Annotated in this window: 20 protein-coding genes and 1 pseudogene; 12 read left to right on the plus strand and 9 right to left on the minus strand. The window is 65.2% G+C overall.

Going from position 1 to position 26186, the window contains the following annotated elements:
* Positions 1-491: 491 nt before the first annotated feature.
* The 4 genes from AC1DR1_RS19285 to AC1DR1_RS19300 all read right to left on the minus strand — a co-directional run bounded on the left by AC1DR1_RS19285 (position 492) and on the right by AC1DR1_RS19300 (position 3307).
* On the minus strand, positions 492-683 hold the full coding sequence (locus AC1DR1_RS19285; protein ID WP_229994308.1) for a hypothetical protein: 192 nt from the start codon (positions 681-683) through the stop codon (positions 492-494).
* Positions 684-836: 153 nt separating this feature from the next.
* Positions 837-1220, minus strand: a complete 384-nt coding sequence (locus AC1DR1_RS19290) for a winged helix-turn-helix domain-containing protein (protein ID WP_414645505.1) — start codon at positions 1218-1220, stop codon at positions 837-839.
* A 277-nt stretch (positions 1221-1497) separates the two neighbouring features.
* Positions 1498-1881 (minus strand): hypothetical protein, encoded by a 384-nt coding sequence (locus AC1DR1_RS19295; RefSeq protein WP_364746217.1) that lies wholly within the window; start codon positions 1879-1881, stop codon positions 1498-1500.
* Between the two features lie 274 nt (positions 1882-2155).
* The gene (locus AC1DR1_RS19300; RefSeq protein ID WP_476993116.1) at positions 2156-3307 is read right to left on the minus strand and encodes an FAD-dependent monooxygenase; all 1152 of its coding nucleotides are present in this window, start codon (positions 3305-3307) and stop codon (positions 2156-2158) included.
* Between the two features lie 501 nt (positions 3308-3808).
* Here AC1DR1_RS19300 and AC1DR1_RS19305 point away from each other — a divergent pair.
* Together AC1DR1_RS19305 and AC1DR1_RS19310 are read left to right on the plus strand one after the other, a co-directional pair.
* Positions 3809-5605 (plus strand): CocE/NonD family hydrolase, encoded by a 1797-nt coding sequence (locus AC1DR1_RS19305; RefSeq protein ID WP_476993117.1) that lies wholly within the window; start codon positions 3809-3811, stop codon positions 5603-5605.
* A gap of 261 nt (positions 5606-5866) precedes the next feature.
* The gene (locus AC1DR1_RS19310) at positions 5867-6517 is read left to right on the plus strand and encodes a nucleotidyltransferase domain-containing protein (protein ID WP_229994304.1); all 651 of its coding nucleotides are present in this window, start codon (positions 5867-5869) and stop codon (positions 6515-6517) included.
* Between the two features lie 302 nt (positions 6518-6819).
* On the opposite strand, the gene AC1DR1_RS19315 is transcribed toward AC1DR1_RS19310, so the two are convergent.
* A complete protein-coding gene (locus AC1DR1_RS19315; RefSeq protein WP_229994303.1) occupies positions 6820-7725 on the minus strand; it encodes a LysR family transcriptional regulator in 906 nt (301 codons plus the stop codon).
* Positions 7726-7870: 145 nt separating this feature from the next.
* Between AC1DR1_RS19315 and AC1DR1_RS19320 the strand changes: the two genes are divergently transcribed.
* From AC1DR1_RS19320 to AC1DR1_RS19350, 7 genes are read left to right on the plus strand one after another with little or no spacing between them, the layout of a single operon-like run.
* Positions 7871-8899: an amidohydrolase family protein gene (locus AC1DR1_RS19320; protein WP_229994302.1), complete on the plus strand. Its 1029-nt coding sequence runs from the start codon at positions 7871-7873 to the stop codon at positions 8897-8899.
* Positions 8900-8911: 12 nt separating this feature from the next.
* The gene (gene ligK / locus AC1DR1_RS19325) at positions 8912-9604 is read left to right on the plus strand and encodes a 4-carboxy-4-hydroxy-2-oxoadipate aldolase/oxaloacetate decarboxylase (protein ID WP_229994301.1); all 693 of its coding nucleotides are present in this window, start codon (positions 8912-8914) and stop codon (positions 9602-9604) included.
* On the plus strand, positions 9604-10542 hold the full coding sequence (locus AC1DR1_RS19330; protein ID WP_229994300.1) for an amidohydrolase family protein: 939 nt from the start codon (positions 9604-9606) through the stop codon (positions 10540-10542). The genes ligK and AC1DR1_RS19330 overlap by 1 nt, the downstream gene beginning before the upstream one ends.
* 1 nt (position 10543) lies before the next feature.
* A complete protein-coding gene (locus tag AC1DR1_RS19335) occupies positions 10544-11845 on the plus strand; it encodes a protocatechuate 4,5-dioxygenase subunit alpha/beta (RefSeq protein WP_229994299.1) in 1302 nt (433 codons plus the stop codon).
* Between the two features lie 25 nt (positions 11846-11870).
* Positions 11871-12824: a Gfo/Idh/MocA family oxidoreductase gene (locus AC1DR1_RS19340; RefSeq protein WP_229994298.1), complete on the plus strand. Its 954-nt coding sequence runs from the start codon at positions 11871-11873 to the stop codon at positions 12822-12824.
* Positions 12821-13795 carry an aldo/keto reductase gene (locus tag AC1DR1_RS19345; protein ID WP_229994297.1) on the plus strand — a complete coding sequence of 325 codons (975 nt, stop codon included), beginning with the start codon at positions 12821-12823 and terminating at the stop codon, positions 13793-13795. The genes AC1DR1_RS19340 and AC1DR1_RS19345 overlap by 4 nt, the downstream gene beginning before the upstream one ends.
* On the plus strand, positions 13792-14490 hold the full coding sequence (locus tag AC1DR1_RS19350) for a substrate-binding domain-containing protein (RefSeq protein WP_229994296.1): 699 nt from the start codon (positions 13792-13794) through the stop codon (positions 14488-14490). The genes AC1DR1_RS19345 and AC1DR1_RS19350 overlap by 4 nt, the downstream gene beginning before the upstream one ends.
* A gap of 603 nt (positions 14491-15093) precedes the next feature.
* On the opposite strand, the pseudogene AC1DR1_RS19355 reads toward AC1DR1_RS19350, so the two are convergent.
* Both AC1DR1_RS19355 and AC1DR1_RS19360 read right to left on the minus strand, forming a co-directional pair.
* Positions 15094-15399: pseudogene (locus AC1DR1_RS19355) on the minus strand (IS982 family transposase); the annotation flags it as partial.
* Positions 15400-15815: 416 nt separating this feature from the next.
* Entirely contained in the window at positions 15816-16595 is a 780-nt protein-coding gene (locus tag AC1DR1_RS19360) for an N-carbamoylsarcosine amidohydrolase (protein ID WP_229994295.1), read from the minus strand.
* 677 nt (positions 16596-17272) lie between these two features.
* Between AC1DR1_RS19360 and AC1DR1_RS19365 the strand changes: the two genes are divergently transcribed.
* Positions 17273-18076, plus strand: a complete 804-nt coding sequence (locus AC1DR1_RS19365) for an IclR family transcriptional regulator (RefSeq protein WP_476993118.1) — start codon at positions 17273-17275, stop codon at positions 18074-18076.
* A gap of 213 nt (positions 18077-18289) precedes the next feature.
* Here the strand turns inward: AC1DR1_RS19365 and AC1DR1_RS19370 are convergent, their stop codons facing one another.
* The gene (locus AC1DR1_RS19370) at positions 18290-19117 is read right to left on the minus strand and encodes an IclR family transcriptional regulator (RefSeq protein WP_229994293.1); all 828 of its coding nucleotides are present in this window, start codon (positions 19115-19117) and stop codon (positions 18290-18292) included.
* 155 nt (positions 19118-19272) lie between these two features.
* Entirely contained in the window at positions 19273-19503 is a 231-nt protein-coding gene (locus AC1DR1_RS19375; RefSeq protein ID WP_229994292.1) for a cysteine hydrolase family protein, read from the minus strand.
* Positions 19504-19805: 302 nt separating this feature from the next.
* Here AC1DR1_RS19375 and AC1DR1_RS19380 point away from each other — a divergent pair, with 302 nt between their 5' ends.
* Both AC1DR1_RS19380 and AC1DR1_RS19385 read left to right on the plus strand, forming a co-directional pair.
* On the plus strand, positions 19806-23672 hold the full coding sequence (locus tag AC1DR1_RS19380; protein WP_476993119.1) for a hydantoinase B/oxoprolinase family protein: 3867 nt from the start codon (positions 19806-19808) through the stop codon (positions 23670-23672).
* Between the two features lie 117 nt (positions 23673-23789).
* Positions 23790-25154: an MFS transporter gene (locus AC1DR1_RS19385; protein ID WP_229994290.1), complete on the plus strand. Its 1365-nt coding sequence runs from the start codon at positions 23790-23792 to the stop codon at positions 25152-25154.
* Positions 25155-26186: the final 1032 nt, after the last annotated feature.

Consider the following 26186-nt stretch of genomic DNA (forward strand, 5'->3'; position numbering starts at 1 on the left):
GCTGGCGTGCCCCGCACATCCGTGTTGCCCTTACCCGCAAGCTCGTCGCGGAAGTCGGCCTAAAGTCGAGGGACGTTGATGCCGAGTCCCCCGCCGAGGATCAATGGTCCGGCAATGCCGAACTGGGCCAGGGTCTGTGCTGTGCGCCCGCAACTGGGCTGGAGCCTGCTGGCCTTCATCGTCCTGGACACCGCCATCGGCGCCGCCGCGTACCCCCTCGCTGCACGACGAGGAACCGCCCACGCCTGACGCATCGCCCGTGCTATAGCCGGTGTCGAACGACCAAGGAAGCCCCAGAGGGCATTCGTTGTCCGGGGCTTCCCTGGCTCCCGGCGGACTACGGGAACTCTGCGGCTGGACCACAGGGGGGCGGCGGGATCCCCTGGTGTCACTCGCCCATCATCGTTGGCCGGCTGCGCCCGGCAGGAATTCTGATGAGACATCTCTGTCTTGCGGTCAAAGTCGGGGAACCGTGCATTCGTTGGGTAATTTTAGGAGTTTGGATCGAGGTAGAGCGAGAATCCAGTGATTTCGTCGTTCTCGTTCATCTCGATGTGCAGCTTGTCCTCGTCTGAGCAACCGCCTGCATCTGCGCGCGCCACAAAACGCTTGAGATCTCCGAACGTGGCACGCTGTCCCTCAGGTCCGGAGAACTCAATTTCCAATTTCAGTCCGACAGCCATGKCAGACTGTATGCCAGCCAGCGGGGTCAACCGTCTGTGGGTCCCAGAGCCGGGTCAGCGGCCACCGGTGCGGGTGATGGTGGCTGCCGGAGGATCCGGGGCCGCTCGCCGGTGAACGTACGGCGACCGATCGCCGGAGTGGTGGCGGCCGGATCAGGGCTGGAACCTGTATCCGATGCCCGCCTCGGTCATGAAGTGGCGGGGGTTGCCGGGTTCTGGTTCGAGCTTGCGGCGGAGCTGGGCCATGTAGACCCGCAGGTAGTTGGCTGCCTTGGTGTAGGCGGCACCCCAGATTTCGGTGAGGAACTGCTGCTGGGTGACGAGTTTTTCGGGGTTCCGGACCAGGATTTGCAGGATGCCCCATTCCGTGGGGGTCAGGCGCACGTCCTGCCCGTTGCGGGTGACGCGTCTCAGGGCCAGGTCGACAGTGAAGGAGGCTGTGGTCACCACGCGCGCTTCGTCAGCTTGGGTGGTCCGGCGTTGGCCGGCGCGCAGCCGGGCCAGGAGCTCGTCCAGTCCGAAGGGTTTGGCCACCACTGATGCTTCTTCAGGTGGGAGTCGCTCACCGCGCCGGGCCCCTGACGGACGCCCTTGGCGTCCTGCAGACCGAACAGCAGCCACCGACTGAAGTTCTCCCCGACTCCCGGCCGCACCGCCGAAGGATCCGCAGGCGGCCTGCTCATCGTGGTCATGTGTACCTCTCCGCGCGATGCCCGCCGTCGTGTTCACTGCCGACGATAACACCGGCCCGGGCCGCGCTTCCCGGGCCGGCATCAATCTGGACGGACCCTTAACACCGGCCGTTGCGCGGTCTTCACCGCGAACTCATGGAGCCGCGGGCGGGGATTTCGATGTAGAGGATGGATCCGGCGGCGGGCCGCAGGTACCGGTGTTTACGGTGTCGTGCGGGCCGGTAGAGGTGTCCGAAGGGGTCCTCCACACGGGCTTGCTCCAGCCGGTCCTGGCTTGCGAGCCTTTGGTCGATCTCCTGAATGTTGGACGGGTGTGATGCAAGGCCGTCAATGTTCAGAGACCAGGCGCCCGCGGCCGGTGCTGTCCCGCGTTCCAAGCCGAGGGTTTCGAACAGGTCCGAGACCACTTCGTGACGGGTAGCGGGGTAGAAGCGCCGGAGCCGGTGCCCCTCCGGGTGCGCGTTTTGCGCGTCCAGCCACGCGTGGCGGAGCCAATGGAATTCCACCGGGCCGCGGGAGGGTCCCAGGATCAGGTGGCGGTTCGGATCCAGGGCCAGGCGGTAGGCGGTGCCGCTGCGGTCGATGATGCACGCAGCTTCCCCAACGTACTCAAAAGCCGACAGCAGATCCTGTTCGGACCCCAGATGGCGTGAATAACGTCCCGGCGCTCACTCGCCCATCTGCGTCAGCCGCCGACGCGCCGGGGCAAGGATCTGCGGTGCGGGCCGGTGTGCCGGTTGCGCTTTCGAGTTCGCCCCGCTGAGGCGTTCGCAGGGCCGGTCACTTGGATCCCGCGGAGCGCGGTGGTGGGGTCGGCACGCGTGGGAGCAAACATGCGGTGAGGTTGCGGACGGTAATGCCGGTATGTGTCGCGGGCACAAGCAGCGCGGAGGCGAGAGTATGGCCGCGTTGGCTCGGGCCGCTGGCTTTGCGGTGGCGGGTTTCGTAGGCGCGGAAGGCGGCGGCGTGGTCCTCGGGGGTGACGGCCAATGTCTCGGCCAGGGTGGTGGCGCCGATCATGGCCAGGCTGGATCCGTCTCCGAACAGGGACATGCAGGAGGCGGCGTCTCCGAGCAGCGCGACCCGGCCGCGGGACCAGGCCGGCAGCCGGACCCGGCTGACCGAGTCGAAGTACAGGTCGTCGGCGGCGCGCAGGCGCTCGAGCAGCTCAGGCAGCACGGGTGGCGCGGGTGCCGGCCAGCCGGCGTAGGCGTCGAGAGTGATCCGCTTATGGGCCTCGACGTCGCGCCGGTCGAGCCCGGGCCGGTCCGGGCCGCGAAAGATGAACGCGGCCCCCTCGCTGCCCCGCACGGGGTGCACCGTTAGTGACCGGCCCGGCGCGTTGTACATCAGGATCGTGGCCGGATCTGCCGCGAGGCGGTCGAGCGGCAGTGTGGCGACGTACAGCCCGAGGTGGCGGACGAAGTCCGCCTCCGGGCCGAACACCAGGGTGCGCACGCTCGAGTGCAGCCCGTCGGCGCCAACCACCAGGTCAAACCGGCGCGGGGCCGCGTGCTCGAAGGTGACGTCGACTCCCCCGGCGTCCTGGCGCAGCGCGGTGATCGAGTCGCCGAAGACGAACTCGGCATCGTCGCGGGCGGCATCACAGAGGATCGCCGATAGGTCGGCCCGGGGCACCTCGACCTCGCCGCGATGTGACCGGCCCAGCCTTAGCGGACCGATCCGGCGGCCGGAGGGTGTGACAAACGCGAAGCCGGTCGCGTCGGTGGCCGCGTCACGCAAACGCGGCAGGATTCCCATCCGGCCGGCCACCTGGGCGGCCCCGCGACGCACATCGACCGGGTTAACGCTGGAGCGCAGTCCCCGGGCGCGTTCGACGACCGTCGGGCGGAATCCCTCCCGGGCCAGCCAGTAAGCCAGGGTCGGGCCGGCGATACCGGCACCGCAGATCAGCACTGTGCCTAGCCCCATACCCGCCATCCTAACGATTTCGAAGTGCCCAAGAACCTGGCTCAGCCCGCGGCCACTGATGTGCGCGCCGCGGATCATCTAAGCGCCAGCCGTGGTCCGGGGCGGTGTTGAGGGCCCCGGCCGGCAAGCGTCTGGCCCCTGCACCTATGCCGGCCCCCTACCGCAACACCCTCCGACCGCTCCCCCGCCGCGAAAGACTCATCTAAATTGTTCCCGCACAGCCGCGCGCAGACGGAACCGCAAACCGCCATTTCAAGCCGCGATTTGACCGCCCACTCTCCCAGACCAGCGGCGAAGGCCTTAGAACCGTCCCGGAGAAAGAGTGGCCCGGTATCCGAAGAACATGCATGCTTATCTGCAGCGGCAACTCGCAAGTCAGTCCACTTCAGCAGCAAACTTTTTATGCGAGTCCGCCTGGTGCTGAGAGCCACTGTTCGTTCTAGAAGGAACAACGGGGCCAGCCCGCTAAGGAGGTCCTCTCGTGGGAGGAAAAGTGAGGCGGTGAGTACGTCTGGCCGGCTTCTGGGCTGGCTGCTTGGCCTTCCACCGGTTCGGTCGCCATCCGTAGGGGTGCAGCGCGATCTGGCGATCCCGGCGCGGGATGGGGTGGTGCTGTTGGCGGACCGGTATTTTCCGGTGACCGACGCCCGGGCGCCGGTGGTGTTGATCCGCACGCCGTATGGGAGGGGGTCAGCCAACATCCTCGTGTCGCGGCTGATCGCCGAGCGAGGCTACCAGGTCCTTGTCCAGAGCCTGCGCGGCACCGGCGGATCCGGCGGGACCTTCAACGGATTTGTGATGAACCGCGACGACGGCCTGGCGATCATCGAGTGGATGCGGGGCCGGGACTGGTTCCCCGGCGCGTTCGCCACGTGGGGCGCCAGCTACCTCGGGTACGCCCAATGGGACTTGGCCTCCCAGGTGATACCCGAATGGAAAGCGGCGATCCTCGACGTCGGTCCATCGGATTTTTATCACACGTTCATGTACCCCGGAGGTGTCTTCGCCCTCGGCAACGCCCTCGGATGGGCCCAACTGGTGAGCAGCATGTTTAGCCCGGACCAATCTATCCGGACCCGGACCGTGTCGGCGCTCACGGCCAAGGCCCGGTTGACGCGCGCCGCGAACCAGCTGCCGGTCAGTGGAGCGGACAGGGTCGCCACGGGTGACCGGATCGGATACTTCCAGGAATGGATCCGGCACGAGCGTTACGACGAATACTGGGCGGCAATGGATTACCGCCCCAACGCCTCGAACATGCCTCCGGTCGTGCATCTGGCCGGAGCGTGGTGGGACTTCTTCCTCCCCAACGTCCTTGCCGACTACGCAGCGCTAAGTCGCCCGGGACGATCCGTGCGGCTGTTCATCAGCTCGGCGGCTCACGGCCGGAACATGGCACTCCGGTCCTACCAGCGCGATGCGTTCGCCACGCTTGACCGCGCGCTCGGAAACCGACGCCCGTCAGAACCTGCTCTGCCGGTCAGGGTGCGGGTCACCGGCACCCGCCACTGGGCCGAACTGCCCGGCTGGCCCCCGGCGACCGGCCGTCCGGCCCGGTGGTACCTGCAGCCTGCCGGAATACTCGACATGCGGCCGGCCCCGCCCTCGCCCCCGTCCCGTTACGTCTACGACCCGGCCAACCCGACACCCGCGGCTGGCGGCAGCGTCGTCGGCTGGGGCGCCGGCAGCCAGGACAACAGGACACTCGAAGCCGGCACGGACGTCCTGACCTTCACCAGCAACCGGTTGGAAACCGATCTCGACGTCATCGGCCCCGTCACCGCGACACTGTACATCCGCTCCAGCCTCGAGCACACAGACTTCCATGCCAGGCTCTGCGACGTGGATCCGCACGGCCGGTCACTAAATCTCTGCGACGGGATCATCCGCCTGCACCCAGGAAACAACCTCCCGGACCCCGAAAGAATCCGAACCGTCCACATCCAGCTCTGGCCGACAGCCCACCGCTTCCGCAGCAGCCACCGCATCCGGCTACAGGTCTCAAGCGGCGCCCACCCGCGCTTTAACCGCAACCCCGGGACAGGCGAGCCGCTGGCCACTGCCATCGAGCTGCGCGTCGCCCATCAGGAAATACTCCACGACCCCCCGCACCCCTCTACCCTGAATCTTCAGGTCGTCCCTCACCCAGGCGGCGCAGCCCACTATTCTCATGACGGACGCCACACCCATCTGAACTGCGTCTCCGTACAAAAGGGGCAGCTGACGGCAGTCCGACGGCGGCGGGTCTCCGGCGAGGGGTCCCGCCGTCGTCGTTCATGCCCCGCAGGGCCGGCATGAAAAAGAAAAAGGAGTTTCCGATCGGAGGGTAACCTTTCGGGCTACCCCCTGCTTGGGCCTCTGCCGATGGGCGGATTACGTCACGCCGTTGAGGCTGCTGTTGCCTACCGGCACAGGCCGGGTGAAGGGAACTGCTTGGGCATAATCACTATCTGTCTCACAGAAGATAGCGGCATCAAAACCGGGACGGTTCACGGACAGGTGGGTTCGATCCCAATGCCATTTCGACAAACCACCGCCGCCTACGGGTAGCCTTGAGCCATGGCCTCATCCGCACCCACCCTCGCGACGCGCTGGGAACCCCTGCCCCCGCGAGTCATAGCGGAGCTGCTCGGGCCGTCATCGGCGCGTTGGTGGCTGTCCGGAGGGGTGGCGCTCGACCACTGGCTCGGCACTAACACTCGCGAGCACGACAATGTCGATGTCAGCACGACGATCGCCGACCTGCCCCAACTGGTGCAAGACCTGCCGGCGCCGTTTAGCGCGTGGGCTCCGTCAGGCGACGGCGTTCTCCCTTGGGCAGAGGCTGATATGGATGCCGATCTGCAGCCGATCCGTATCCATGACGACGCGACGGGCGCATGGGTACTGCAGGTCGACGTCGAGGACGGCACGGATCGCGTCTGGGTTTATCGCCGAGATCCCCGACTGCAACTGCCGTGGGATCGTGCAGTGATCGACGTCGACGGCATCCCGACCGGGGCGCCCGAGGTGCAGCTGGTCTGGAAGGCGCTGCGTCCCCGTCCGGAGGACGACGCCGACAAGGATGCGGTTCTACCGGAGCTCTCAAACGAAGCCCGCGCCTGGTGGGAGCACGCGATTCTGACGATCCACCCGCACTCGTCATGGTCGATCCATGTGCGTAGCCCGTTCGCTCCGGGTAAGGCCAGCTGGAACAGGACGAAACGCTAGCGCTCCGCTTGGACCGGCCGGCGATGGGAAGCCTGACTGTCCTGCCTGTGTCGCGTCGATGAGGTGGCCTACGATCCAGCCGATTCTCAAGAGCGAGTGGTAGCACCCTGCAGGACATGGTCGGGCCTTCTCCCAGGTCATGCTGCCAGTGCCGTGAATAACAGGTGCCTTCATTACAAGAACCTCACAATCTCGAGGTCGACTGGCGACACCGCGTCGCACCGTCCCCACCGACCTCTTCAGTTGCGCCGATGCAGCGTGAGCGGCCTGTCCGATTTTGAGACGCCCGCAGACGCTTACGACTACGACCTGTATTCATCCGCCGCAACCGCATCAAGCACCAGCGAGCGGAACCATCGCTGCGCCTGCGAGAGGCTGGCCTCGCGCCGCGTGTACAACTCCACCGGCGTGCTCTGCCCGGACCAGGGCAGCTCGGCGATGCGAAGGCCGGGAAACCAGCCGCAGAACACCCCCGCTACATGTCGAGGCAGCAGGACGACCAGATCCGTCGCCTCGAGCACGGCGGGCACGGTGCCGTATTCCTCCATGGTCAGCACGACCTGGGACATCAAGTCGTGTTCGGTCAGCGCCTGCACAGGATAGACGTGCCCGCCACGGGCGGAAACCCGCACAAAGCGCCTCCCCTCGAACATGTCAGGCCCGGTCGCGGGCAGTGGATGGGACCCGGACGACAGCGCCACGTATTCGACCGAACGCACGTGCGTCCTCCACAGCCGCGGTGTGCTGATCCGCGACACGGTCAGTGCCAGATCGATGGTGCCGCGGATTAGCCCGCCCTCGACCTCGTCTGAATCGAGCCGTTCTACCTGAATCCGCGGATCGGCGCCGACCCGCCCGAGGGCGGTCATGATCGGTGGGAGGAACGTCTGCTCGCCGATCGAGGTGAGTCCGAGGACGAGTTCGCCGCTGAATCCRGTCGGTTCGAACACGTCCGATCCCATGACGGTCGCGTCTATTTGTGCCAAGGCGTTGTGTAGGGGCCCAAACAGTTGCGTCGCCTTCGCGGTCGGCACCATGTCGTTCCCTTCGCGACGGAACAGCTCGTCGCCGAACCGCTCCCTGAGCCGCTTCAGGGAATAGCTGACCGTGGGCTGTGTCACGTGCAGTCGCCTGGCGGCGCCCGTGACGCTGCGCAGCTCGTAGAGCGTGACGAATGTCCGGAGCTGGTTGAGGTCGGTGAACGTCATCTCATAGATCCTATCTATGGCTCTGTCTTTGCATATCTATTGGATCACAGTGGCAAACACCCCTAAAGTCAGTTTGGGGCAGCACTGATTCAACGACGTGCAGCTGCTCTCGCACCGCTTACACCCAGTGACAAGGACGACACACGTGATTATCGACATCCACGGCCACTACACCACAGCTCCAACACAGCTCGGAGCCTGGCGTGACCTGCAGATCGCATTCACTGAAGGACGCGCGGACGCTCCTGACCCCGCGACCCTGCGCATCAGCAATGACGACATCCGTGAGACCATCGAGGCCAACCAGCTCAAGCTCATGAACGAGCGCGGCAGCGACGTCACCGTATTCAGCCCTCGTGCCTCGTTCATGGCGCACCACATCGGAGACCTCGCTGTGAGCGAGACCTGGGCCCGGATCTGCAACGACCTGTGCGCCCGCGTCAGCGAGCTCTATCCCGAACACTTCCTAATGGGGGCGATGCTCCCCCAGTCCCCCGGTACGGATCCCGCGACGAGCGTTGCCGAGCTTACTCGCGCCGTCGAGGAACTCGGCGCTGTCACCGTGAACCTCAACCCCGACCCGTCCGGCGGCAACTGGACGTCCCCGCCGCTGACCGATCGCTCGTGGTACCCGATATACGAGAAACTCGTCGAGTACGAGATCCCGGCGATGGTGCACGTCAGCACGTCGTGCAACCCGGCCTTCCACACGACCGGAGCGCACTACCTCAACGCCGACACCACCGCGTTCATGCAACTGCTCCAGGGCGACCTGTTCCGCGACTTCCCCGAGTTGAAGCTCGTAATCCCTCACGGCGGCGGCGCCGTTCCCTACCACTGGGGGCGCTTCCGTGGACTCGCAATGGCGCTGGGCAAGCCCGTAATCGAGGAGCACCTGCTGAACAACGTGTTCTTCGACACCTGCGTGTACCACCAGCCGGGCATCGACCTTCTCACCAAGGTCGTCCCGACCGAGAACATCCTCTTCGCGAGCGAGATGATCGGCGCCGTGCGCGACGTCGACCCGCGCAGTGGACACTACTTCGACGACACCAAGCGGTACGTCGACGCCACCACGAACCTGAACGACGCACAGCGCGCGCAGGTGTTCGAAGCCAACGCCCGCCGTGTCTACCCACGGCTTGACCGCGCCCTTACTGCGCGCGGACTCTGAGAGGACCATCAAATGCGACTGAACAACCTCGGCATCGTCCGCACCAACATCGAACGTCCGGATCCCACGGACGTCGAACGGCTTTCGCAGTTCGGCGTCGCCACTATCCACGAGGCGATGGGGCGAGTCGGGCTCCTGCGCCCCTACATCAGGCCGGCCTACACCGGCGCCAAGCTCTGTGGTCCGGCAGTGACCGTGCTGCTGCAGCCCGGTGACAACTGGATGTTCCACGTCGCGGCCGAGCAGGTGCAGGAGGGCGATGTGATCGTCGCCGGCTGCACCACCGAAAGCGAGGACGGCTTCTTCGGTGAGCTGCTCGCCACCTCGCTGACCGCCCGCGGCTGCAAGGGCTTGGTGATCGACGGTGGTGTCCGCGACGTCGCCGATCTGGAGAAGATGGATTTCCCGGTGTTCTCCCGCGCTGTCAACGCCAAGGGCACGGTCAAGGCCACCCTCGGATCGGTGAACATCCCCGTAGTGGTCGCGAACGCCGTGGTGAACCCTGGCGACGTGGTCGTGGCCGACGTCGACGGCGTCGTGGTTGTCCCGGGCGAGCTTGTCGGAGCGGTGGCAGACGCCAGCCAGAAGCGCGAGGATAACGAGGAAGCCAAACGCGTGAAGTTCCGTGAAGGCGTCTTGGGCCTGGATATCTACGGCATGCGCGAGCCTCTCGCCAAGGCCGGCCTGGAATACGTGGAGAACTGATGATGACACACGGCGATACCACCGGAGATTTCGAGAAGTCGGAGGGCTGGCTCGACTGGTATGACGGACCGAGCACACCGACGTTCCGGCTGCCAGAGGGCTCTGTAGACGCCCACTGCCACGTGTTCGGGCCGGGCGGGCAGTTCCCCTACGCACCTCAGCGCAAGTACACCCCGTGCGACGCCTCGGCGGACCAGCTGTTCGCCTTGCGAGACCAGCTGGGATTCGACCGCAACGTCATCGTACAGGCGACATGCCACGGTTCCGACAACCGGGCCCTGGTCGACGCATTGCAGCGTAGCGGAGGTCGCGCCCGCGGCGTTGCGACCGTCCGCCGTGACGTGACCGACGAGCAACTCGCCGAGTTGCATGAGGCCGGGGTACGGGGCGTCCGGTTCAACTTCGTGAAACGTCTGGTCGACCGCGTGCCCACCGACTCGCTCGAGGAGATCGTGACCAAGATCGCGCCACTTGGATGGCACGTTGTGATCTACTTCGAGGCCGAGGATCTGCCCGAGCTGTACGACTTCTTTTCGTCGATCCCGACCGACTTGGTCGTCGATCACATGGGACGGCCCGACGTGACCAAGGACCCGGACGGTCCCGAGTTCGAACTGTTCCTGCGATTCATGCGTGAGAACACTAACGTGTGGACCAAGGTCTCCTGCCCTGAGCGTCTGTCCGTCACCGGCCCCCGCGCTCTCGAAGGCGAACAGCACGCCTACCGCGACGTCGTGCCCTTCGCCCGCCGCGTAGTCGAGGAGTTCCCCTCCCGCGTCCTCTGGGGAACCGACTGGCCGCACCCCAACCTCAAGGACCACATGCCCGACGACGGGCTTCTGGTCGACTACATCCCGCAGATCGCGGCGACGTCGGAACTGCAGCAGCAGCTGCTTGTCGACAATCCTCGCCGCCTCTACTGGCCCGAAGGAGTATGACATGGCACTCGACAAACCGTACAAGAACGTCCCTGGCACCACCATCTTTGATGCCGAGCAGGCCCGAAAGGGCTACAACCTAAACCAGTTCTGCATGTCGCTGATGAAACCGGAGAACCGCGAACGGTACCTGGCCGACCGCGGTGCGTACCTGGACGAGTGGCCTCTCAACCCGGTGCAGCGCCAGGCGGTGCTCGACATCGACCTCAACACCTGCATCGCCGAGGGCGGGAACATCTACTTCCTGGCCAAGATCGGCGCCACTCACGGCCTGAGCTTCCAGCAGATGGCCGGCTCGATGACGGGCATGTCTGAGGCCGCGTACCGAGACATGATGATCGGCGGTGGGCGCCGCCCGGAGGGAAACCGCCTCAAGGATCTCGACGGATGGACGCCTCCTGAGCCCGGTCAGAAGGCCGAGACGATGCGGCAGGATGCTCCGGCGCAGTACACCTCGGCACTATTCACCTCGCACGTGCCGGCGATCGGCGCGGCGATGGACCTCGGCAAGACCGAGGAGCCGTACTGGAAGAAGGTGTTCTCCGGGTATGAGTGGACGCGAAAGTGGGCCAAGGAGAACCTGCCCGACGTCGTCATCCTGGTGTACAACGACCACGCCACGGCCTTCGACTCCTCGATCATCCCGACCTTCGTACTCGGCACCGGCGCGGAGTACCCGGTCGCCGACGAGGGCTATGGCCCCCGCCCGGTGCCCGACGTCAAAGGCTATCCCGAGCTGGCCGCACACATCGCCCAGTCCGTGATCCAGGACGACTTCGACCTCACGCTCGTCAACGAGATGGTCGTAGACCACGGCCTCACGGTGCCGCTGTCGCTCGTGTATGGCGATGTCGAGGAATGGCCCGTCAGGGTCATCCCCCTCGCCGTAAACGTTGTGCAGTACCCGGTGCCGTCCGGACGTCGCTGCTACGAACTCGGGCGTGCGCTCCGCCGTGCGCTGGACAAGTGGGACGGTGAGCCGCTCAACGTACAAATTTGGGGAACCGGCGGCATGAGCCACCAGCTGCAGGGCCCACGCGCTGGCCTCATTAACGAGGAGTGGGACAACGCATTCCTGGACCACCTCATCGCCGACCCCGTGGGCCTGACAGAATGGCAGCACATGGAGTACGTCGACGAGGCCGGGTCCGAGGGCATCGAGCTCGTCGACTGGCTCATCGCGCGCGGTGCGATGGATGATCAGTTCGGAGGCGAGAGCCCCGAGGTGAACCACCGCTTTTACCACGTGCCCGCGTCGAACACCGCCGTCGGCCACCTTGTTCTCACGAACCCGACCGACTGACCGCATCCGCAACAAAGGAGCCCCCATGACTGACAAGATCCGTGTGGCCGTCGTCGGCGCCGCAGGCGCCTTCGGCATGAAACATCTCGACGGCCTGATGAACATCCCCGATGCCGAGGTGACCGTCGTCAGCGGCACGCGGCTCGAACCGACCCAGGCGGTCGCCGAGAAATACGGCGTCGCGAACGCCGTTGTCGGCCTGGACGCCGTGCTCGAGCGCGACGACGTCGACGCGGTGATCCTTGCGACGCCCACGGGGCTCCACGCGTCTCAGACCCAGGCGGTGCTCGCCGCCGGCAAGCACGTGCAGGTCGAGATTCCGCTGGCCGACTCGCTCGTGGACGCCGAGGCAGCGCTCGAGGCGGCTGAATCATCCAATCGCGTCGCAATGGTCGGCCACACCCGCCGCTTCAACCCCTCGCACCAGTTGGTACATAACCGGATCGCCTCGGGCGAGTTCCACGTGCAGCAAATGGACGTGCAGACGTACTTCTTCCGCCGCACCAACACGAACGCGAAGGGCGAGGCCCGGTCCTGGACCGACCACCTGCTGTGGCATCATGCCGCGCACACCGTCGACTTGTTCGCCTACCAGGCAGGCAAGATCGTGCAGGCGAACGCGATCCAGGGCCCGATCCACCCCGAACTCGGCATCGCGATGGACATGTCGATCCAGCTCAAGAGCGAGTCGGGCGCGATCTGTACGCTGTCGCTGTCGTTCAACAACAACGGGCCGTTCGGCACGTTCTTCCGCTACATCGGCGACACCGAGACCTACGTCGCGCGCTACGACGATCTCTACAACGGCCGTGAGGAGTCGATCGACGTGTCGCACGTCGCTGTCAGCATGAACGGTATCGAGCTGCAGGATCGTGAGTTCATCTCGGCTATCCGCGAGGGACGCGAGCCGAACTCGTCGCTTCGCCAGGTGATCGACTGCTACCGCGTGCTCGGCTCGCTTGAGAAGCAGCTGGCGTGAGGCTGCCCTCCACCGGGCTCGGCTGCATGTCGCTGAGCCACGCGTACGGCGTCCCCCCGTCGCGTGGCGAGGGGCTGGCGATGCTGCGCGCGGCTCTTGACGAAGGCATCGGGATGCTCGACACGGCGACGCTTTACGGCGGCGGCCGCAACGAGGAACTTGTCGGTGCCGCGATCGCGGGGCGCCGCGACGAGGTGTTCCTGGCGAGCAAATGCGGGATGGCGTCCGTCGACGGCGTGAAAGTCATCGATGGACGCCCCGATACGCTGCGCGCACAGGTCGATGCTTCGCTGAGCCGGCTCGGTGTCGACTACATCGACCTGTACTACCTGCACCGTTGGGACAAGAAGGTGCCGATCGGCGACAGCGTCGGCGCGCTGGCCGAGATGGTCGCCGCGGGCAAGATCGGCGCAATCGGCCTGTCCGAGGTGTCGGTGGCGCGGCTGCGCGAGGCGCAGGCAATCACCCCTATCGCGGCTGTGCAGAACGAGTACTCGCTGTGGAGCCGCAATGCCGAGCTTGGCATGCTCGACGCCACTCGCGAGGACGGCGTGACTCTGGTTGCGTTTTCCCCGGTGGCACGGGGCTTCCTGGCCGATGCGATCAAGGACCCGGGCGAGATGGCCCCGAACGACATCCGCCGCAGCATGCCGCGCTTCCAGCCCGAGCACTGGGGTGCGAATGCGGCACTGCTGGACTTCTGGCGAGAGCTGGCCGCGGAGGCCGGTTGCACGCCCGCACAGCTCGCACTGGCCTGGCTGCTCTCCCGCGGCGATCACGTTCTGCCGATCCCGGGAACAACGAGCGTCGCGCACCTGCGCGAGAACATGGCGGCGGTCGGCATCTCTGTCGACGGCGCGCTGCTGGCGCGGGCCGGCGAGCTGATTGGCACGGCCACCATCTCTGGCGCGCGCTATGCACCGGCATCTGCCGCCGAAGTCGACGCCGAGACCTTCGAGGATGCCGCATGAGGGCGATCTCGTCGATGGCCACCCGCCACGTTCTCGCCGACCTCGCTGAAGCTGCCGCCGCGGCGGGGCTACCGCTTCTGCAGCTCGAATCCGTCGGCGGAGTGGACGCCGCCCAGCGGGTTACCGTCGGCGAGCCGTTCGACCTTGTGTTCCTCGCCGTGGACGCTCTCCAACGCCTCGCTGCCGAGCGGCACGTCGATCCGGCATCCATCGCCCCGATCGTCCTGTCGGAGGTAGCCGTAGGCGTGCCCACACGCAGCCCCGATGCAGCCAAACGTCCCGAAGGCACGGCCTTTGCGAATGCCGATGAGCTTCGCAGCGCCCTGCGCACGGCATCCCGCATCGGATACTCCACCGGTCCGAGCGGAACCGAACTGTTGCTAATGATCGACCACTGGGGCATGACCGATGAGGTCCGCGACCGGCTGGTGCAGGCCCGTCCAGGCGTGCCCGTGGCGCGCCTGCTCGCCGAGGGCGAGGTCGATCTCGGCCTGCAGCAGCTCAGCGAGTTGGTCGGGCAGCCCGGCGTGCGCATCCTCGGCGTCCTCCCCGCCGACTGCGCGATCAGCACGGTCTTCGCGGGTGCTGTCGCGACATCCTCCAGCGACGCGGCTCGTGCTGCGGAGGTGTTGGCATTCTTCCGCTCCGACCTCGCGGCATCCATCAAGTCGTCGCACAGTTTTCGCGCGCCCTGAGGCCCTGCCGTGACGGATTGACCGATACGGGTCCTGCAGACGTTTAGACCGATGCGAGGCGCACAGACGACCGTGGAGAACGAACGGGCGAAGCGCGGTCCTGTCCACCTCGCGCCGGGGTCCTCGGCGAGCTGGTGACCTGCCAGAATGTCCCTTTGACGCCGCGCCTCACGGGCGCGGCGATGTCCGAGCTCTTCCCGCGGCTTCGGAGTCGCGCATAACGTGGTCATGTCCCGTAAGGTGGAACCGCTTCGCTCTTGTCAGCCAGATTTGGCGGAGGTTACCGGCTACTCGTTCGCACCGGCGCTCTATGTCCGACATTGCCTCTCAGCGCCAACAGCACCGAAGGCGCCTCGTGCGACAGGGCCGATGCTGCAACCGGCTTCGATTGGAGGGACCTTGTGAGCAGGCCCGCTCTTCGGCCTATCGAGACCTGCCGCTTTGGGCGCTCCCTGTTGACTGAATGTGGCGCTGTCCTTGGGATTATTCCTCCGTCATGGCCTGGGCGATGGACGTAAGACGGGCAGTCCGCGTCGACGTCGTGGATATCCGATGTCGTACCGGAAAGGCTTTCTCTGCCTAGATGAGTGAGTCCGTATTCGTTTAGTGGTCGTAGGCGATGAGTGAGCGTTTGCGGGGTGCGTCGATGTGCCAGTTGTGCCAGATGCCGGCGGCGAGTGCGAAGAGTCTGGCCGCGACTCTGGCATAGACTCCGGCGAGGGCCCGTCCGCCGTGCTGTTCAAGGGTGAGTTGGCCTTTGAGGGTGTCGAAGACGGATTCGATCCATTGCCGGATGCCGCCGAAGTTCCCGAAGCGGGGCTTCTCGTCTTTGCGGTCCGGGCGGATCAGGTGCGCGCCGAGGTCCTCGGTGATGAACCGTTCGAACTCCCGGCCGGCGAAGCCTTTGTCGCCCGCCTGGCTCAACGAGCTTGGTGGGGGTCCTGGACCGGTGGACAAATCATGAGGAAGACAGCGTTCGCACGCGTCAGGTGGGCGACGAGTCACGCCGGTTCAGGACCTTTACCATCATTACCGTGGGCGAGAGGCTACCGTGGTGGTGAGGCTGTTCAGTCCTTGCCGACGCCGACGCCGACGGCGTCAGCGTGCTCCGGCACGTTGCACGCTTGCGCACGCGAAGCTTCTTCTCGGGTTCGCTGAGGCCGRCCGAGCGCAGTTCGTCGGCGGTCCAGCCAGTGTTCCAGAAACGCACTCATCACCGCAGCCCAGCCCGACCCGACGACAGCCGGCACCCGCTGAGGGGTGCCGGCTGTCGTCGGGTCGGCCTGGGGATGCCGGGCCGCGGGGTTCCGAGAGTGCGGTGCGGCTCAGGCCGGATCCGCGGGGGTCGCCACCTCGGGCTGGGGATCCGAGAGGGTCTTCGGGACCGTGTCCTCGAACTGCGGGAGGCGGTTCAGGTACTCCACCACCGAATCCGTGGACTCCACGTCACCGAACTTGTTGTCGATGTCGTAGAGGTTCCACTGCACGACGCCCGGGACGCGGTCGCCGATGGTCTCCCGGGGGATGATCGGGCGGAAGCCCTTCGCGATCGCGTCCTCGACGGTGTGGCGCACGCACCCGGCCGCGGTCGCACCGGTCACGATCAGGGTGTCGATGCGGTTGGAGGTCAGGAAGAGCTCCAGGTTCGTCCCCGGGAACGCCGAGGCGCGATTCTTCTCGATCACGACCTCGCCGGGCGCAGGCGCAATGCGGTCGTCGATCTGCGCCCAGTAGGAATCCGCCGGAAGGGTCTCCGTGGGGATCTTCGAGTACCACAGACCCATGTCGTTCGTCCCGGAGGTGGCGTCGCGGTTGCGATACACGTTCGTGGTGTAGAAGACCGGGACGCCCTTGGCGCGCGCGGCCTCGTTGATCCGCTGGACGTTCGGGATGATCTCCTCCATGCCCGGGCAGCTGAACGGGTGGCCCGGACGGGTCCAAGCGTTCGCGAGGTCGATGTGGATGACGGCGGGGCGGTTGCCGTAGCCGATCCGACGCTTGAATCCTCGCTCGTTGTAGATGCCCGTGCCTGCTTCGAACGCCTCCTCCAGCACTGCTGCAAGACGGGCTTCGATGTCGTTGGACGTCTCTGTCTCTGTTGTCATGGTTCTCTCCACTCTCTCGGCTGTTGTGTTTCTACGGTAGCAACGAGGTTGCTGTAGTGGATACTGTAGCGCACGAACCGGCACAGCACCAGAGGTGCCCGGAGTCCGCATCTCCACCGCACCAACTTTCGATAGGGCGAGCATCGGCGAGTGCGTCACTCCGGCAGCCCGGCGAGGGTCCGGTTCGCGGCCGCGGCGGCACTGCTGACCACGATCCGGGCGCGATCAGCAGTGCCTGCCCGGGGGCCGCCCGCCGACCCCAGCTGCACGGGCTGAGGCGTCCGCAGTTTTCCCGGCGGAAACATTCGTGCCACGCGATGACAACATCCCCCGGTTTCTCTGATGAGGCTCCCATTGCTCCACGAGCAACATCGTCGGCCCGCCTGGTCAGGTATATCGGGTGGATAGAGCGCACAGTAGGCCTATGTGCGTTGCTCCTGTTGTGACTATGTTGCTAGCAAAGCAGCCCCTTCGGGACAAGGCAAAGGCAGGGAAGCCTGCCGAAACTCGGATGTAGTCTGAGCGGAACACTTTGAAGGCCCGCCAAGGCGGGCTTTCTGTTCGTTAATCTCACGTCCGCAGTATGGAACTGACAACCTCAGTGAGGCGGGTACAGTTTGCGGCATATGATGGCCCCAAAGAGTGGCGGGATAGTCACGTAGCGCGAAAGGATGAAGGTGGCAGGCAGGCCGAGGCAGGACAACGGGCAGGTCCAAGGAGCTGCGGCGTCACTGTTGAATGGTCTTGCTGTACTGGAAGCCTTTTCCGTTCAAAGTCCGGTTCTTGGTGTGACTGAGGTTGCTCAGCGTGTTGGCCTCCACAAGAGCACGGTCTCACGCATCCTTAGCGGTCTAACAGAAGCTGGATATGTCCAGCGGGATGAGGAGACGGGACGGTATCGGCTCGGGCTGGGCCTCCTCGCGTTATCCGCCCCTTTGCTGGCGGATCTGGATGTCCGCCGTGCTGCGGTTCCGTATTTGGAGAGGTTAACCGAAAGCACCCAAGAGACCAGCGCTATCTCGGTCTGGAATGGTCACGAGGCCATCGTCGTGGAGCAGGTTGCCAGCCCGAATCAGGTCAAACACACTGCCACCATCGGAACCCGGTACAACAAATTCGAGAGCTCTTCGGTGCGGGTTTTCCTGGCGGAGCTGGCGCCGGCTCTCGCGACCGAACTGATCGAATCCGGGCAGATACTACGCACGGCAGGAGATGGTTTGCCGTTGGACCACACCGCCCACCTGCAGGAAGTCGCCCGGCAGGCATACGCCGTTAACGACGGTTCGACTACGGAGGAGGAGTTTGGGGTCTCCGCTCCGGTTCGGGATTACCGGGGCAAGGTGGTTGGGTGCATCACTGCATCCGCCCCCCGTTCCCGTGTGCACAAGCACGCCACCAAGGATGCTCTGGTTCAAGCCGTACAACAGGCTGCCTCGGAAGTATCCACCCGCTTGGGCTGGGCGGCCTCGCTTCCGGGGTGATTCATCCACGCGGCTAGGCGAACGTCAGCAACATCGTGTATTCGACCGCATTCAGATCGAGACGCTTGACCGCGCTGTCGCACTTGGAAAAAGTCTTCCGAGAGGGAGCAGCTGCCAACTTCGAGGGGGTGGCCCTGCTTGAGGTTCCGTCGGTCCCTGCTCTGGCAAACCATCGAGGATCACGACTCGCAGGCCCATCGGCTCCTGCTCGGATCAGCCAACAGCGCCGTCAGCGACCTGGATCTGTTTCCCCGGCAGGCTGCCCAACCGTGTAGACACCCGCGCCGCGGCCTCTAGCACGGCATCGCGCAGGATCGACTGACTCTGCATGTACTGCACTCGGGATCTGGGCGCGCTGGCTGTGATGCAGCCGACGACTTCGCCCCGGTAGTCCCGCACAGGAGCGGACACGCCGTATTCCTCGTAAGTGGTCTCGCCGTCGTTGACGGCGAAGCCGTCGTCCCGCACGCCGACGAGCTGTTCGTGGGCCGGGTCTTCGAGACCGAGGTAGCCCTCCCGCAGGACCGTACGGTCGGCAAGCAGACGGTCGGTCTCCTCGGGCGGCAGTTCGGCGAGGAACACGCGGACTGAGGAACTGGCGAACTTGTTGTAGCGCGTGCCGATCGCCGCGCTGTGCTTGACCTGGTGGGTGGAAGCCGTTTGTTCCACGACAATCGCGTTGCTGCCGTTCCAAACGGCGATCGCGGCCGTTTCGCCGGTGGCCTGTGTGACCTCTTCGAGGTGGGGCAGGGCGGCACGGCGGACGCTAAGCTCGGCCAGCAGTGGTCCGGCCAGGCCGATCATCCCGAGCCCGAGGCGGTATCGCCCTGTTTCCTCGTCGCGCTGCACGTAGCCGGCTTCGTCCAGGCCGCTAAGCATCCGGGAGACCGTGCTCTTGTGCAGGCCAACGAGCTCGGAGATCTCCGTGACGCCCAGGAGGGAACGCTTGGCGACGGAGAAGGCTTCGAGCACGGTAAGACCGTTGAGCAGCGATGCTGCCGCCCCTTGCGGTTTGTCAGTGGTTGTTTGTGGGTCAAGCATGGGTTCTCCCTCTCCAGGCGCTACGCGCAGTCACCGTAGCCATCGTACGGTGTGCCCATCCAACCTCTCTCGTCGGAGGACAAATCATACCTGTCCCGGCACGCCGCAGTGCGGCCCAGGAGATCCGGGGCCGCGCTGTGGCATTGAGGGTCAGATCAGGCGACGGCAGCCCTGGCGACCGGGATCGCCGAGGTCGGGACGGTATCAGCGAAGTCGGGCAGGTTGTTCAGGTACTGGATGACGTTCTCCAGCGGCTCCACGTCGCCGAACTTGGAGTCCATATCGAACAGGTTCCACGCCACGACTCCTGGCACGCGGTCGCCCACGGCCTCCTTGACGATGATCGGGCGGAAGCCCTCGGCGATCGCGTCCTCCCCCCTCCCCACCTTGCTTGGCAGAGCCTTGCCGAATCCTTCCGCAAGCTGCTCTCCAACACTTTGGGAGGCGCACGTCCCCTGACGCAAAAGGGGAAGTCCCAAGAAATGAACGTCAAAAGCATTGCGCGTTGTTCATAAAGGAACTAAATTGCTTTCTAAGCAACGATGTGAGCTACCGCACATCGGATTGCGGGACCGGACCCCCGGCCCAGCGGACTAGCTCCAATCCCGGGTGAATCCGGGCCCGGCCGAGAGGCCCCCGTCTTTACCTTCAACCCAGTCCTGAACCAAACTTTCGAAAGGACCCCCTTATGAAGCGCATCGGAGTAGACGTCGGCGGTACATTCACCGACTTGTATTTCTCGGACGACGACCAGCGCATCGCCGTTGTGGAGAAGGTTCCCTCCACCCCGCACGATCCGTCTGAGGCCGTGATCAACGGCATCATAAAGCTCTGCGCGAAGGCCGGTGTGTCGCTTTCGGAGATCGACCAGCTGGTGCACGGAACCACTGTCGCCACCAACACCGCGCTGACGCACACGGGTGCGGAGGTCGGGATGATCACCACCGAGGGTTTCAGGGACATCCTGCACATCGCCCGTCACAAGAAGCCGTACAACTTCTCCCTCCAGCAGGATCTGCCCTGGCAGACCAAGCCCCTGATCAAGCGCCGCCACAGGCTCACCGTCAAGGAGCGCATCACCGCACCGAACGGCGAGGTCCTGGTTCCCCTGGACGAGGACGAGGTCCGTGAGCGCGTGCACGAGCTGAAGGCGGCCGGAGTCGAAGCCATCGCCGTCTGCCTGCTGYACTCGTATCTGAATCCCGCCCACGAGCAGCGGATCGGGGAAATCGTCGCGGAGGAGTTCCCTGAGGCCTACCTGTCCCTTTCCAGCGAGATCGTGCCCCTGTACCGGGAGTATGAGCGGTTTTCCACCACGGCGCTGAATGCCTATGTCGGGCCCCGGGTCTCCCGTTACCTCTACCGCCTGCAGGAGCAGGCAGAAGGATTGGGTTACAAGCGGGAGATCCTGCTGATGCAGTCGTCCGGCGGTATGGTCCCGATCAAGGAAGCCGCCAAGCGGCCCGTCACACTGATGATGTCCGGACCGGTCGGCGGCCTGATCGGCGGCATGTGGGCCGGTCGTCAGTCCGGCTTCGAGAACGTGGTCACTCTGGACATTGGGGGGACCTCAGCGGACATCGGTGTGGCCTACCAGGGTGAACTGCGCATGCGCCACCTGCTGGACACCAAGATCGGCGACCACCAGGCAATGGTCCCGATGGTGGACATCGACACCATCGGCGCAGGCGGCGGCTCCATCGCCTACGTCGACGCCGGCGGGGTCTTCCGCGTCGGTCCGCAGTCTGCCGGCGCCGTCCCGGGCCCGGTCTGCTACGGCCGCGGCGGGACGGAGCCGACATCAACTGACGCCCAGATGCTGCTGGGGCGCATGCGTCCTGACCGCGTCCTGGCAGGCTCAGGCATGGATCTGGATCTCGATGGCGCCCGAAAGGCCATGGAAGGTCTGGCGGAAAAACTCAACATGTCCGTGGACCAGGCCGCCCTCGGCGCGCTGCAGATCCAGAAGTTCGGCATGACCCAGGCGATCGAGCAGAACTCCGTACGCCGCGGCTACGATCCACGTGACTTCACCCTCGTCGCGGCAGGCGGCGCCGGCGCACTGTTCGCCTGCGAGATCGCCGCGGAGCTGGAGGTCCCGAAGGTGCTGATCCCGGCCCACCCGGGCATCATGGCTGCGACCGGCCTGCTGGCTACCGACGAGAAGTATGAGTTCGTCGCCACGAGGCGGTTCACGTTCGCCAGCGCGGACCCCGCCGCCATCCAGGGCTCCTATGAGCAACTGGAGCGCGAGGCCAACGCCCAACTCGATGCCGAGGATGTGCCAGCCGGACGCCGCAAGCTCGAATGGCTCGCCGACGCGCGCTACGAGGGCCAGGGGTACGAGATCCGCTTCACTGCGCCCGCCGGACCGGTTAACCAGGCCTGGCTGGAAAAGGCCGAGGCAGCCTTCCACGACGCCCACTTCGAGGAGTACGGGCACCGCTTCAAGAACGGCACTGTGGAAGTCATCAACATCCGCGTGGAGGCCAGCGCCCTGATGGATGACCTGCCCACGCCGGAAGCGATCAAGTCCGGTTCCCTCGATGACGCCCTGGTGGAAACCCGCCCGGTGACCTTCGAACAGGATGGCAAGCCGGTCACCTTGGACACCGGCTTCTACGACCGCGACAGGATGGGCGTGGGAATCACCTTCACCGGCCCCGCCATCATCGAGCAGTACGACTCCACCACAGTTATTCCTCCGGGATTCTCCGGAGCGGTGGACGCAGCCGGCAACCTCGTCATCGACTGCCCGGCCGCCACCCAGAGCGCCGAGAAACTGGCCACCCCGATCCTGATGCGCGTGATCGGCGGCGCCCTGAACTCCGCAGCCAAGGAAATGGCATCGGTGCTCTTCCGCATGGCCTACTCCTCGATCATCCGTGAGTCCGAGGACCTCGGTGCAGGGCTCTTCGACAAGGACGGCAACGTGCTGGCCGAGTCCGACTCCACGCCAATGTTCATGGGCTCGATGCCCAAGATCGTCAAGGGTGTGATCTCGGTCCTCGGCGACGACATCCACGACGGTGACATCATCCTGCACAACGATCCGTACCTCGGCGCCACGCACTCCCCCGACGTCGCGATCATCGAACCGATCTTCCACGACGGGGAACTCGTCGGCTTCGCCGGCGCCTCGGGCCAGCTGATCGACAACGGCGGTGCGTACTCCGGACTGATGGTGGACATCCAGGACATCCAGTCCGAAGGCACCATCTTCCGGGCAGTGAAGATTTCCGAGAAGGGCGTCCGCCAGGAATCGCTGATCCGGCACATCCTCAACAACACCCGGACACCCACCTCCAACGAGGGCGACTTCCAGGCGATGATCGCCGCCTGCGAGCTGGCCAAGTCCCGCTATACCGCCCTCATCGAGCGGTACGGCTTCGGCGCGGTCCGCGAAGCCGGCCAGAGCTGGATCGACTACTCGGAGCGGATGCTGCGCCAGGAGATCGCCAAGATCCCCGACGGCGTCTACGAGACCGAGGTCGGCTACCTGGACGACGACGGCCGCAACTACGGCAAGAAGCTGCCGATCGTCGTGAAGGTGATCATCRAGGGTGACGAGATCACCTACGACCTCACCGGATCCTCCGAACAGGTGCCCACCGCCTACAACTGCGCATTCGAGGGCACGACGGTCTCGGCATTCACGTTCATCACCCGGATGATATTCCTGGACGAGGTCGCCTTCCCCGTGTTCGTGCCCCAAAACGAGGGCATGCTCAAGCCGCTGAAGGTCATCGCCCCGGAGGGCACCATCTTCAACCCCACGTACCCGGCCGCAACCTTCTCGCGGTTCTCCCAGGTACAGCGGGCCGTCGACCTGGCCCTGCGGGCCCTCGCCCCCGTCATCCCCGAGCGCGTCACCGCCGGCAACTCCGCCCACATCCACTTCATCTCCTACTCCGGATGGGACGAGAAACAGGGCGAGTACTGGGTCTACCTCGAGGTCAACGAGGGCTCCTACGGCGCCCGCGCCACCAGCGACGGGCCGGACTCCGTAGACAACCTCATCGCCAACACCCGCAACAACCCGATCGAGGAGCTCGAGTGGCGGTTCCCGATGCGCACCGACCGCTACGAACTGCGCTCCGAGCCGGCGGCCGCCGGTGAATTCCGCGGCGGCATCGGCATCGTCCGGGAGAACACCTTCCTGACCGACACCGCGATCACCTGCGAGGGTGAACGCCACGAGTCGGACGTGCCATGGGGCGCCTTCGGCGGCCATGACGGCCTCAACGGCTCGCTCGTGAAGAACGTCGGCCGGGCGGGCGAGGAGTCCTGGCCGTCCAAGGTCACCGGACGTCAACTGCTGGCCGGTGACTCCCTGCAGATCACCGTGCCCAGCGGTGGTGGCTTCGGTGACCCGCACAAGCGGGACCCGCTGAAGGTCCTCGAGGACGTGCTGGACGGCTTCACGACCGCCGAGGCGGCCGCCCGTGACTACGGTGTGGTCCTCAAGGAGGTCAGCGGCCAACTCACGGTCGATCTGAGGTCAACCGCCGAACGCCGCGAGGTTTTGGTCGCCGAGCTCAGTTCCGCAACCTAAGCCAGTAAACGCAGTAAAAGGGGCGGCCTGGAGCCAGTTATTGACGCTGGTCTCCAGGCCGCCCCCTTCGTTCCCTACTGATCACACCCCCACCATCCCCGTGAATTAGGAACCGTTATGACCACTGCCCCAACCTTTCAATTTGTCGAGTCTGATGTCACGCCCAAGGACGTCCGGCTGGCCACCTGGATTTGCTTCTTCGCCTGGACCTTCGCCGTCTATGACTTCGTCCTGTTCGGCAACCTCCTGCCGGTGCTGGCCGCAGACCTCGGCTTGAGCGCGGCCCAGTCCACGGGGATCAATACCTGGGTGACCGCCGGCACTGCACTCGTGGCCTTCGGGATCGGCCCGATCGTCGACCGGATCGGCCGCCGCAAGGGCATCCTGATCGCCGTCGTCGGTGCCGCCGTCGCCTCACTGCTGACCGCCACTGTCGGCTGGGTTGTGGGCATCGCTGCCGGCCTGGGACTCGTCTTCCTGGTCCTCGTGCGTTCACTGGCCGGCCTCGGCTACGCCGAACAGGCCATCAACGCGGCCTACCTCAACGAGATGTTCGCCCACAACAGCGATCCCGCCAAGGCCCGCCGCCGCGGTCTCATCTACTCACTCGTCCAATCCGGCTGGCCGGTCGGCTCCGTACTTGCTGCCGGGTCCGTCTACCTGCTGTTCCCCATCGGCGGGTGGGCGCTCTGCTTCGCCGTCGCCGCCCTCCCCGCCGTCTTCATCGTCATCGCCGGACGCTGGCTCAAGGAGAGCCCCCAATTCGCCCACCGTCACCAGATCGACAAGATGATCAAGGACGGCCGGATCGAAGAGGCGCAGCAGCTCGGAAGCAAATACGGAATCGACGTCTCGGAGAAGGCCAGCCCACTCGTCTCGGTCTTCCGCGGAGAGTCGCTGAGGTCCACCCTGACGATCGGCGGAGCCTTCCTCCTGAACTGGCTCGGCGTCCTTGCATTCGCGATCCTCGGCACGTCGCTGCTTACCGCACCGGACGGCAAGAACATCGAGTTCGACAACGCGCTGCTGGTACTCATCATCTCCAATGCAACGGCCTTCGCCGGCTACCTGTTCCACGGCTGGCTCGGCGACCGGATCGGGCGCCGCAACGCGATCGGAATCGGCTGGATCCTGTGTTCCGCCTCCTTCTTCACCATGCTCCAGGCACCGAACGGGAACTTCCCGCTCATCATCGGGCTGTACAGCGCCGGGCTGTTCTTCCTCATCGGCCCCTTCTCCGCCCTGCTGTTCTTCACCGGCGAAAGCTTCCCCGTCCACACCCGGGCAACCGGAAGCTCCATCATCAACGCCTCCGGCCAGGTCGGAGCGATCATCGGCGGCCTGCTGATCACCGCCGCCCTCGCCGCCGGCGCCGGCTGGATCAACGCCACCCTATGGTGGGGCGTCCTCCCCATCCTGGCCTCCGGCCTGCTCATCTTCGCCGCCCGGAACGTCGACCCCAGCAACGTCCGCCAGGACTGACAGGGACGAACCCGCACCACAAACACCATCCGCACGGCGGGAACTCCCTGAACACCAGAGAGCTCCCGCCGTGCCTATGACTTTAATAAGGCAGGTTCCCTTATCGGGTGGACCACCTAACGGCGAGGTCCTCACCGCCCTCAAGCACTGGCGCTGACACCGCCTGATCCATGAATGCACCCCCGTCATCTACCGGTCCAGCGGGTTTGCTGCTGCACCGTTTCCCCGCCTGGGTGAGCAGGAGGTGGCATGCCGAGGTTGCCGAAGAGGGCTGACGGGCCGCTCGTTCCGCTAAGCTTCCTTGCGCAGCTTGGCCTGCTCCACCAGCTCGGTCATCCACGGCCGGTGCCCGCGGTGATGCCCCGACGCGTGCCGATAGCGGCTATCACGCAACGCGGAAGTGATCCGAAGGGGCCCATAGGTGGGCAGCATGGACGCTGCAACCGGGACGGGCAGGCGGTGACTCTGGGACAGCTTCAGCTCTGAGCTTGCTGGGTTTGGAAGATCCTGTCGCTGACACTATTGCCAAAACTATGGAACCGGCTTCCGTTGCCGTTGACCGTGCCGTCCAGGACGTTGAAGCTCCGTCCGGCAACCTGGCCTCGCTAGGACGTCCACTCTCCTCCCCAGCCCTGTCCACAACTGGCAACGTCAGGTCCGGAGGAAAACTAATTCATCGACGACGGCACCTTCTGCCCAGGATTCCAGTTCCTCCCGGCGGACAGCTCCGCCCGACGGCAGTTGAGCTCTTTGAACGCGCGATGGAACTGAAGATCCCGCACAACCACTTCACGGTCTGGATGGTCATCCCGCCCCGGGAACCAGGCGGATCTTGGCCCGTTGTTGCGAGAGTGGTTCAGTCGTTCAGATGGCACTCTTCAGCTACGGGGCGGGGATCCTGCTCGATTTCGTCGTACCGGGTAGTTTCAGCTTCAATGGCTACATGCCTCCCGTCTGGTCATTGCGCCAAAGCCTTCCCTCTGACGCATCATGGATTGCCGAGCTCCGCGCTCAAGTCATGCGTCCCGATCT

The organism is Arthrobacter sp. P4_F10 (genome assembly GCF_056401435.1).

Excerpts from the sequence above, each read along its gene's own strand:
- AC1DR1_RS19340 (WP_229994298.1), top strand. The coding sequence starts at position 11,871 with ATGACTGACAAGATCCGTGTGGCCGTCGTCGGCGCCGCAGGCGCCTTC.
- AC1DR1_RS19350 (WP_229994296.1), top strand. The coding sequence starts at position 13,792 with ATGAGGGCGATCTCGTCGATGGCCACCCGCCACGTTCTCGCCGACCTC.
- AC1DR1_RS19335 (WP_229994299.1), top strand. The coding sequence starts at position 10,544 with ATGGCACTCGACAAACCGTACAAGAACGTCCCTGGCACCACCATCTTT.
- AC1DR1_RS19360 (WP_229994295.1), bottom strand. The coding sequence starts at position 16,595 with ATGACAACAGAGACAGAGACGTCCAACGACATCGAAGCCCGTCTTGCA.
- AC1DR1_RS19285 (WP_229994308.1), bottom strand. The coding sequence starts at position 683 with ATGGCTGTCGGACTGAAATTGGAAATTGAGTTCTCCGGACCTGAGGGA.
- AC1DR1_RS19310 (WP_229994304.1), top strand. The coding sequence starts at position 5,867 with ATGGCCTCATCCGCACCCACCCTCGCGACGCGCTGGGAACCCCTGCCC.
- AC1DR1_RS19330 (WP_229994300.1), top strand. The coding sequence starts at position 9,604 with ATGATGACACACGGCGATACCACCGGAGATTTCGAGAAGTCGGAGGGC.
- AC1DR1_RS19300 (WP_476993116.1), bottom strand. The coding sequence starts at position 3,307 with ATGGGGCTAGGCACAGTGCTGATCTGCGGTGCCGGTATCGCCGGCCCG.
- AC1DR1_RS19385 (WP_229994290.1), top strand. The coding sequence starts at position 23,790 with ATGACCACTGCCCCAACCTTTCAATTTGTCGAGTCTGATGTCACGCCC.
- ligK (WP_229994301.1), top strand. The coding sequence starts at position 8,912 with ATGCGACTGAACAACCTCGGCATCGTCCGCACCAACATCGAACGTCCG.
- AC1DR1_RS19370 (WP_229994293.1), bottom strand. The coding sequence starts at position 19,117 with ATGCTTGACCCACAAACAACCACTGACAAACCGCAAGGGGCGGCAGCA.